Annotated in this window: 1 protein-coding gene; it reads right to left on the bottom strand. The window is 60.3% G+C overall.

Annotated elements, in window-relative coordinates; all coding sequences use genetic code 11:
• On the bottom strand, positions 1-365 hold a 365-nt coding region (locus tag SPHV1_RS04600; RefSeq protein WP_231634522.1), incomplete at both ends, for a DNA topoisomerase.

Here is a 365-nt window from a genome sequence, read left to right as displayed (position 1 = left end):
TGTCGCGGGTCGCCGGGGTTCCAATTCCGCCATGCTCACCCGCCTTCCCCTTGTCCTTCTCGATCAGGAGTTTCCTAAGCCGCTCGTCCCGAACATATTTCGCCACCCGCGTTAGGTCGGTCAAAAGCGTGGCCATCGTATAGAGCGGCTTGGGCTTGGTTTCCTGCTGGTCGGCGCTGGCCGAAAGGCATTGCCCGGCCATGCCCGACGCGATCGAACGCAAGTCGGCCGAAAGGGTGTCCTCGTCCTCGGCAATATCCTCATTACCTACATCGTTCTTATAGAGGACCGTCCAACCCGGCTTGGTCACAACCTTGCCCCGCGCGGAAAAGGCGTGGCCCGCAACCACTATCTCGATTTCGGTC

Source organism: Novosphingobium sp. KN65.2, assembly GCF_001368935.1.
GTDB lineage: Bacteria > Pseudomonadota > Alphaproteobacteria > Sphingomonadales > Sphingomonadaceae > Novosphingobium > Novosphingobium mathurense.
This window is presented reverse-complemented; position numbering and strand designations above follow the sequence as displayed.